Origin of the sequence: Paenibacillus alginolyticus DSM 5050 = NBRC 15375, from assembly GCF_000422905.1 — a bacterium.
Classification (GTDB): Bacteria; Bacillota; Bacilli; order Paenibacillales; family NBRC-103111; genus Paenibacillus_E; species Paenibacillus_E alginolyticus.
Map to the genome: position 1 here is coordinate 1 of NZ_AUGY01000164.1, position 8929 is coordinate 8929.

An 8929-nucleotide genomic window follows, 5' to 3' on the forward strand; every position below is an offset into this window, starting at 1 on the left:
GAGTACATTTAATCGCTATCTTTTGTATGCTCATGAAGTATAGGTCATCATCTGCAGGCTGTTTTTCTATTCTGAATTGATGCAGTATGCTCCACATGATTCCTAATTCGTTGTAAATATGATAGATCATATTACTTTTGAAAAAAGCATTATTTATTTCGTGAAGTCTGCTCTTGATTTCTGATATTAAGTCTTTCAGTTCGTAACACTTACGATGTTCCACCAGTCTCACTCCCAAAAAAAATTATGGGCACGATATATAGGAACATAGTTCCTATATATATTTGATGATCATTTATATCCTAAAGTGTTTGAATTATATCAAATTTTGTGTGGGTAATCAAACAAAAATTTCCTTTTTATGCTTTTAGAAAGGTATCGGGAGGCAGATCTGTGTTCCCTAACAGGTGAACCACTATTTCTCACGAAGGTTAAAATGAATAAATTATTCATTTTAATTTTCATTTGAATAATTTGTTCAAATCATTATGTAGGATGTTAACATCTAATTTAGAGAGGTGAAACCATGGGAAGAACAAACTCTGAAATTAATGATCTGAAGCGTCGAGTAGCATTTTTAGAAAAAGAAAATGGTAACAGGGTACGAGAAATTAAAGATAGTAAATCACAGATTGACCTGCTGACGGATAGTCGTATTATTGAAATGCTGCAAGAAACATCCCCTTATAATCATAAGCCTAGATATTCTTATGATGAGATCTCAATTGCTACAGGTCGTTCTACTGGATATATCTCCAACAAAGCAAAGGATGCTGGCCTGCAAAGAAAGCATATCAAACCTGTTTAAACAAACTTTGTGAGCTGTCGCTCTAAATTGAGATGCCATCAACCCTAGTTCTAATAAATGGACTTGGGTTAGATAGCACTACTTGAACAAGACATATGTACAAAAATCTCTATTTTGTGAAGATGTCCATGACCATTTCTCACTAAGTTGGGCATCTATATCGAGCAATCTTAAGAGAAACAGAGAACGGCTCTGTCGCAAATGATGCGAACAGAGCCGTTTTTTTGCCATTGTTCCACGGAATGAAAAACACAAATTAAGCTCAAAAATGCCTGAATTTGAGGAACGAAAAAAACTTGAAAAATCTTGATTGTTTTCTTACGACAGGAGGTCCACCGACTTTTTCGGCTGCTTCAACCATTGCCGCTTTGAAATTCATTGCGTCATCTTTAGTCATCGTACCATTGTTATACTTCTCAATAAATTCGCGAAATTTCTTACTTTGTAAAGAGACCATTAGATGTAGTGCCTCCTACTTTACTTTTCTACTGAATCTATTAATATAACGGGTAAAATATGCTATAAAATTCAATCTCCTATAGTTCACAAATCATATCTGCTCATCATTTACGCAACATGCCAATCGGTTTCTAGTAATTTCCCACCTTCTAAAAGGCTACCAGCGAGCATGATTCTCAACTCAATATAGACTGCAACAAGACCCCACCGATTATCCCCATGCCCCAATTCATGATGTATCGTATTAATAGCCGCCTTCACCTTTTGAAACAACTCTTTCTCTTGACCGCGGATCCCCGAATCCACTTTGCGTCCCTCAGACCGATTTTCGAGCATCTGCCCAATCATCCCTTTTCCTTCCTTGCTACGATCCCCGAGAATGGTTTCCAGACGTTCCCGGGCATACGTATGACGGAAACCATGCCAGCCTGCTGAAGAAACATGAGATCGATCGGAGGCCCGTTTTAATCCGGATCGCAGCGTCCCCTCTTTGATTTTTAGAATCTTCTGCTCCAAGGGTTTCCCATTAATGAGCTGTCGCAGTGCAGCCTCATAAGGTTCCGGAACTGGAATTTCGCGGAAACGGCCGCCCTTGGTGACCCCTTTGCCTTGCTCAATATGTACCTGCAGCCGGCCATCAGACCGCTCCACAATATGCTCCACCCGAATGTTAGCCACTTCTTTTGCTCGAAGCCCCAAATTCACACTCATCTGCATCGCCGTGCGGACGCCAGGTGACATCACCTTTTCCAACCGCGATATTTCTTCTGGCGTGTAACTTCGGTTCTTCGGTAGTTCTCGCTGTTCAGGAGATATTTGACGACCAGAAATAAATGTCACCGAAGACTTCCCTAGTTTCTCTGAAAACTTCTGCATACCACTCTGTAGCTTCTGCAGGTGCGATTCCACATTGATGAGGTATCCATTCGTCACTCCCTTATCCAGCAGCGCCTGCAGATAGCCTTTCGTATGCTCTTGCGTCAGCTGATAAATACTCCGGATCCCATACTGTTCCCGACAAAACTCGGTAAAGCGAATTGCTGTCCCTTGCACATCGCGATAATACTTAATCGAGTGAATGTTCTCCTTAACACCTGCTAGCCTGGCTTCTCGTTTGCTGGATCCAATGCGATTAATCTCCTTAAGTACCGACTGCACCTGATTCTTTAAAGAGCCTCTCCCCACTCCTTTTCATCCTTCCTACAAAGTTATTATCATGCTGCTTAGACCTTGATGTTTACAGATGATTCCCCCAGGGGTTTAGGGGGAATCATCTGTAAACATCAAGGCCAACAAGCGAAAGCGCGTTAGGGTCTTTGCGCCACGATTTTTCGCCTTCGGCGCCGGGGCGGTAGCCCCGGACCCCGCCTTAGAGAGGCCCGGCTGCGCCGGATCCTCCTAAGGCGTTGCATCTATCCTGCTACTTATTTACGTTTCAAGGAACAATGGCTTTAAACCATATGGCTCGCATTTACCGCACACGCGGAAGGCTGCGTTTTATACCTTTGGCACTATCTTCAACGTATCTCGCTTTTTCAGCTGCACGGCCAGGGCAAGCCCTACTCGGTGCGAGATGGCAACCTTACTCCACGTGAAACCAGAACTGCTGTCCATGTGGCTCTGTCTTCTTCGCAGAACATGCACAATGGACAGCAATCCTTCTATCTACTCACTTTTCTCAACCGACGCAAAGGCAAGCCTTTCTTGGTGTGAGCTCGGCTTCTTCTCCATAAAGAAACTCTTTTCATACTTGTGTAGCTCCATAGCTAATCCTTATCTATAAAAAAGCCAAAGAAAACAAAAGCGATAAATTCGCTTTGTTTCTTTGACTCTAAGCAAATATAAAAGCCCTTCGAGTAGTTTTTATCCCGAATCTAGACAAACGGATTCTAGGCATAAAAACTACTCGAAGGGCTCCTTCATACATAGGTAACACATAGGTACTTCTCAATTGCAAAGCATAGCTCACAATCGCATAAGGGCAGTCCAATAGGACGCCAGACTTGTACAAACGGAGTAACTTAATCTCCAACATTTCTGTTTCTATTGTAAGATCTCCACTCTAATTTATCAAGAAAAATCCACCAATATTTCTTTGTTGTTCGTATTTTAGTAACAGACACTTTACTCCGTGAAAAAAACAAATCTTTGATAAAACAAACTCTTCGTGTTCTCCCTCGGGGGACGCTCCCGCTTGGGCTACATCCGCCACCTCTATTTAAAAACTTAACTCTTCAAATGTTTTCACTTATTCTCTGGTACTTCTAACTGTTACGTAATCTCTAGATCTTTTCTCTTGACTTTCAAGGGTTTAAACGGCACCATAGATCGGTTTTGCTCAGGAAAACGGGCATAGAACACCCACCCGTACATCGAAACAGAACGATTCTGTTAAGTGCTGAGCAGGTGTTCATGTAGGACTCCACAGCGTAGGTATGACGAGGTTCCCGTAACATCCATGCCCTAACAATAGCTTTTACGCTATACGTACCTTTTGCCACACAAAGCCAATCCTGTGTGATTGATACGTCCTCCCATCTTACGATGCTTGGCTACCTCCAGACCGTTTACCGACGTCCTCCCGTTAGACTGTATTCTCACGGGGGCATGGTTTCCGTGCTTTCCTGAATACACGCTACTTTACCGCATCGGCGTAGCTCACCTCTGCCAAGTTTTTCGTGTTGCTAGTGCTTTCCACGTCGGCGTACTTCAATCCATTCTCGAAAAAAGACAATAGGAAAGAAGCCTCACGAAGTCTATTTTTCAAAAAAATCTTGAAAAAGTTCGTGCGCCTGATATTGAGTTTTGACGTTCAACTTATGTATGAGTGCTTAATGAACCGGCCATTAGGCCTTGTCCAGAGAAACCAAAGTAAATCAGAAAAGCCCTGGATCCTCTACAAGAGAGAAACCAGGGCTTGATTAGCCTAAGCAAAATCTACACAATTCGCTAAAATTGCATCCTTGAACAGAATACAATACGATGGTACAATAACCTTACAGCTAGTAATTCTAGCGATAGATTACTGCAGAAATCATTGTGAGAGTGCCTGTTTCTTTCCGATTGGGTCGGATCCGAAGCAGCTTAGAGCCTGAGAAACTCTAGCCACTTGAACAGTGATTTTTTATTTTTCAAAAGGTTACGATTAGTTAAAAACTTCCTCTATCAAAAATAACTATAGCATATTGCTAGATTTAGTAAAAGCCATAATTTACATGCCCTATTTACTAACCAAACATCCCGACTTCGTTTATCATTATTCTCTTTTTTTCTATTGTTTTCCAAATAACCGCGACCATACCGATTTGTTAGCGGCTGCCTTCGCCGCCTGGATCTCACGCAATACCTGCGTAAGCTTCGCATCTCTTTCCTTTTCCCGTTCCTCGCGCTGATCCTCACTAGCGGCCGCAATCGCCTTCTGCGCCGTCATAATTTCCGTTAATTGCTGTACCGATTGCTCACGTTCATCCAATCGCTCAAGTAGCGCCTTATTTAAGTCCATTAACGAGTCTACCTTCGATTCCAGATCACTGTATCGTTTATCGTGTCGTTCATTTATTGCATTAATTACCGCATCAAGGTCCACCTTTGGTGCTATATCATCGAACGCTACGACCTGTGTCATGCCTTTTGGATGCTTGGCAGAGATGAGTTGTGCCGCTTGCTCTACCGGTATATTCGTCTTCTCGCGAAGATCCTTTAAATGACGTATTACCATAGCGTCTGCTTCCGTAAATATGCGTGCAGCCTTCTCTCCTTCTCCATCCTTCGTGAATGGATATCCAGCGCCCTCTAACGCCGCAGCATACTTCCTTACAGTGGACTCCGCGATATCAATCATAGCCGCGATATCTTTAGAGGTTAGTACCCTTTCGAACGTTTGAAAATCGTTATTCATATCGTGATCACCTCGCTATAGTGAACGATTCGACGTATGCAAGGCCATATCCTTCCAGATTTTAGATTCCTGTAACAAAGTTTTTAAACCAGAAAGAGATCCAAATTTTGCTTTATAGTAAATATCTCCCCTGTTATGATTAAATAGGTAATTGTACTAGAGAACGGTGGGGATAAGAGATTACTAACATTATCGAGCTTGATGACATTCGAAAATTAGTTATTATTTCTTTGTTTTACGACGATGAGTTTCTTTCGCGGTTCGTTTTAAAAGGCGGGAATGCGTTAAATATCGTCTATAACGTAAACAATAGAGCATCTATGGACATCGATGTGTCTATGGAAAATGACTTTACTGCAGAAGAATTAGTAGATATCGAGTCAAGGCTTCTGGCATCTTTTAATCGTGTTTTTAATGGGCGCGGTTATCATGTATTTGATTTCAAGCTTCAAGCTAAGCCAAAGAACATCGAATCTGAGTATGAAAAATTCTGGGGCGGCTACAAGGTTGAATTAAAAATCATTGAAAAAGAAAAGTATGAGCAGCTCGAACATGATACAGAAAATATGCGAAGGCATGCTGCAGTTGTTGGAACTGGACAAGAGAAAAAATTAACGGTTGATATCAGTAAGTATGAATATGTAGCTCCAAAGCAATTAGCGACGCTAGATGATTCAAATGAGGAATACAGTGTTTATGTGTATACGCCGGTCATGGTCGTGTATGAAAAACTCCGTGCCATTTGCCAGCAGACGGAGGAGTACGGAGAGATTGTTCCTACGCATCGCAGACCTCGGGCGAGAGACTTTTTTGATATCTATAGCATAGTTGAAAAATGGAGATCTCCCGTCAATGTCTATGCCCTGGATAGTATTCACATCATACGAGAAATATTTGCAGCAAAGAGAGTTCCTCTTTCATTTTTGTTAAGCATAGAGAGTTATCGCGAGTTTCACCGTGACAATTTTAACGCAGTTCGTGATACCGTGAGCGTTCAAGTGGAATCATACGACTATTACTTTGATTATGTGGTTGAAATGGCAGAACGATTGTGGGCTCTTATCAACACACCTGATTTACAAATTGCTGAGATTGCTGCGACTGCAGAATAAGAAAACAGAAAACTCCCTCTTAGAGGGAGTTTTCTGTTTTCTTATTCTGCAAATCCCTTGGGATAGTAGACTTTCCAAGTGTCCGAATATGATTTTTCTTTCATTTGGTATGTTAAGTAAAAGTTATATTTAATCTCAAATTGTTTGAGCAAATTTAAGATGTCTGGTTTGTAATCTGATTTTTCTAAATAAAATCCGATTAACTGATGATAAGGATATTTATATTTCATTTTTTTTAAGTTTGAGACTAATTTATTTACAGAAAATTTCCCTTTTGCTGCTATAAATGCATCTAATACTTCCTCGACTCCACCACAATAATTAGGTCTGACAACGATATCAATTAGCGTTCTTTCTATATCAGTGATTGGCAATTGCAGCTTATCAATTTTTAGTTCTTTAACCCCTAAACGACCGTGATATTTTCCGTTTAGCATATAAACTTGATATTTGGTGTTGTCTAACTCAAAATGTGCTATCTGATTAGTTTTTCTCATAGGTCTTGAGAAAGCAAGGTCGATGTTTTTCTGTTCCATTTCATCTTCATCATCGTCATCATCATCATAATAGTATGATTTGTTGCCTTGTTCTACGTTTGTATAAACAGTTTTGGTTACGTTGTTTGTCAAACCATGCAAAAACAATGCACTGTAGTGTGTTAAATATGAATTTTTATTAAGTGATAGAGCAATCTCGTAAACAGATGGAGAACCCCAAGCATATCGGGCAGTAGATCGACGCGGTAGTTTAATTGTTATCTCTTTAAGAATCTCTTCGCCAGTTAAAAATTTGAGTATTTCGATCACGCTGGTTTTATTAGGTACAGACCATTCAGGTTTATTTTTCTCAATGAAGTTTGCAATCTCAGGAAGAGAAAAAAAGCCTGATTGTCCTTGGTCGTAAAAGGATTTTGCAATGACATCTTTGTTTCGTTCCATAAGAGCAAATCGACTTAATCGAGGCACTATTTTCCCACCCTTTGCGAAGTTTATACTTCGCCGGTTAAGTATATATACTTAACCGGCGAATACTTTAAATGACATATAAATCAAAATGAAAGTGAGTTTGCATTATGTATATATACATAATGCAGTATCTTTTTAAAATAATCAAATATAAGTTTCATTGGATTTTATAGATATCCACGGATTAACGGGTGGATTCCTTCTCCTGGACCTTATTAAAAGCTCCAGGTTGCCTTGAAATCAATTTTCTCAATAAATTCATATGAATATCCCATCATCAGATTTACACGCCTTAAAATGGCGTACACGGCGCTTAAAAAAAGAGTGTTTTTTTGTATTTAGTTGTAATTGGCACAGTATATATACTGTGCCAAGTGTCACTTTAAAACTTTAACTAGCTCGTCTAATTTTAGACTATTGGCTTTTTATGTTCCAGAAGGTACGCCTTTTGAGAAATAAAATCTCCGTTGATCCTTTTAGAATGACAAAAGCCGCCTTTTCGGCGGCTTTTGGAAATTGAGATTGACGTAAGGCTCAAGAAAACTATATGCCTTACGGATAATGGGTTGCTTATAGTATATAGCAGCAAGAATTCCTTTGCAACCTGCTACTGTACCCATAAGCACCTAATTTTGTTACTTTTACAAGGTATATGATGGCATTTTACCTGGTACTACTGGTCCGTTGTAGCTTTTGCTGCTTCTTCACGGAACTTCTTAATTTTATCAAGATCCATTTGCAACAGAACTGCTAATTCACTTTCAATATTACGCATATCATCATCATCAATTTTTGCGATTTGTCCTTTTATGCGGTATGGCGATTCAATCCGCCTTTTATCAATGACCCTAATTTGCTCTAATAAAGCCGTACTTTTTGGTTTTTTCTCATCAAACGGCTTTTTAAGATCAACGTTGAAATGTAATGAATTTCCGTACTGCTCGTCCGTTAAAGGAATGACGATAACAGTGTTACCACCGCTGGATCTAATTATAATGGCTGGCCGTGTTAGAGCTTGCTCCGATCCGATAACCGGCGAAAAAACCACATTATAAACATGCTGATACATAATTGGGAATTTACCCGTCCCTTTTTTTATAGGAGTGTCAGGCCGCCAACCTGTTATGGCTAAGTTACGTAGCTTAGTCATTTCAACGAGTTCATTAGCATAAGCCGTTGCGTCTTTCTCATCCTCATTTTCTAAATACGGCAAAATTTGTTTCAGTAACGCTAGTACCTGGCTCTGTGCCGCTGATGAATCCTTCAGTTTCATTTTTGTTGCCCCCTTTTTATATTTTTGAGTTCTTCGATTGGAATCCACCAGATCTTTATTAGCTTATACGCCTTAACTGTTTCTGACTTTATATAGCGTCTTATTGTGATTTCACTTTTCGAGGAGTTTGCAGCCGCTCTTTCGATCGACAGTATCTTTTTCGCTACAACTCCTTTATCCCAAAAGTAAAATTGCTTGACGATACTTTTCTCTAAACCCAAAACATAACGCCTTAAAATCATGTACTCCCGTTCGACTTCCTCCTTATTGAACTTCTTTTCGCTTTCTCCGACAAGAGGTTTTAAGTCGGACCTCATCTGAGTACATTTAATCGCTATCTTTTGTATGCTCATGAAGTATAGGTCATCATCTGCAGGCTGTTTTTCTATTCTGAATTGATGCAGTATGCTCCAC

General features: G+C 40.1%; 9 protein-coding genes. 2 read left to right on the forward strand and 7 right to left on the reverse strand.

What is annotated here, in order from left to right; all coding sequences use genetic code 11:
- Window positions 1-223 (reverse strand): hypothetical protein (locus G519_RS51830; protein ID WP_036635278.1); only part of this gene is annotated, 223 nt, incomplete at its 3' end.
- Window positions 224-526: 303 nt separating this feature from the next.
- Between G519_RS51830 and G519_RS0136575 the strand changes: the two genes are divergently transcribed.
- Window positions 527-808, forward strand: coding sequence for a hypothetical protein (locus G519_RS0136575; RefSeq protein WP_029198791.1), 282 nt, complete (start codon window positions 527-529; stop codon window positions 806-808).
- A gap of 262 nt (window positions 809-1070) precedes the next feature.
- Here the strand turns inward: G519_RS0136575 and G519_RS0136580 are convergent, their stop codons facing one another.
- From G519_RS0136580 to G519_RS48235, 3 genes are all read right to left on the reverse strand, one after another.
- A complete protein-coding gene (locus G519_RS0136580; protein ID WP_029198792.1) occupies window positions 1071-1265 on the reverse strand; it encodes a hypothetical protein in 195 nt (64 codons plus the stop codon).
- A 110-nt stretch (window positions 1266-1375) separates the two neighbouring features.
- Complete coding sequence (locus tag G519_RS46410; protein ID WP_051254032.1) at window positions 1376-2452, reverse strand: integrase domain-containing protein; 1077 nt, start codon at window positions 2450-2452, stop codon at window positions 1376-1378.
- A 2086-nt stretch (window positions 2453-4538) separates the two neighbouring features.
- Window positions 4539-5165: a hypothetical protein gene (locus G519_RS48235; protein ID WP_029198793.1), complete on the reverse strand. Its 627-nt coding sequence runs from the start codon at window positions 5163-5165 to the stop codon at window positions 4539-4541.
- A 230-nt stretch (window positions 5166-5395) separates the two neighbouring features.
- On the opposite strand from G519_RS48235, the gene G519_RS46420 reads away from it, so the two are divergent.
- Window positions 5396-6277: a nucleotidyl transferase AbiEii/AbiGii toxin family protein gene (locus G519_RS46420; RefSeq protein ID WP_161632983.1), complete on the forward strand. Its 882-nt coding sequence runs from the start codon at window positions 5396-5398 to the stop codon at window positions 6275-6277.
- A 41-nt stretch (window positions 6278-6318) separates the two neighbouring features.
- On the opposite strand, the gene G519_RS48240 is transcribed toward G519_RS46420, so the two are convergent.
- From G519_RS48240 to G519_RS51180, 3 genes are all read right to left on the reverse strand, one after another.
- A complete protein-coding gene (locus G519_RS48240) occupies window positions 6319-7242 on the reverse strand; it encodes a type IV toxin-antitoxin system AbiEi family antitoxin domain-containing protein (RefSeq protein ID WP_051254035.1) in 924 nt (307 codons plus the stop codon).
- Window positions 7243-7915: 673 nt separating this feature from the next.
- The gene (locus G519_RS0136605; RefSeq protein ID WP_029198794.1) at window positions 7916-8515 is read right to left on the reverse strand and encodes a type II toxin-antitoxin system PemK/MazF family toxin; all 600 of its coding nucleotides are present in this window, start codon (window positions 8513-8515) and stop codon (window positions 7916-7918) included.
- On the reverse strand, window positions 8512-8929 hold a 418-nt coding region (locus tag G519_RS51180), incomplete at its 5' end, for a hypothetical protein (protein ID WP_029198795.1). The genes G519_RS51180 and G519_RS0136605, both read right to left, overlap by 4 nt.

Bases quoted from the DNA above. Each gene is read 5' to 3' on its own strand.
- G519_RS0136575 (WP_029198791.1), top strand. From the start codon at position 527: ATGGGAAGAACAAACTCTGAAATTAATGATCTGAAGCGTCGAGTAGCA.
- G519_RS0136580 (WP_029198792.1), bottom strand. From the start codon at position 1,265: ATGGTCTCTTTACAAAGTAAGAAATTTCGCGAATTTATTGAGAAGTAT.
- G519_RS48235 (WP_029198793.1), bottom strand. From the start codon at position 5,165: ATGAATAACGATTTTCAAACGTTCGAAAGGGTACTAACCTCTAAAGAT.
- G519_RS0136605 (WP_029198794.1), bottom strand. From the start codon at position 8,515: ATGAAACTGAAGGATTCATCAGCGGCACAGAGCCAGGTACTAGCGTTA.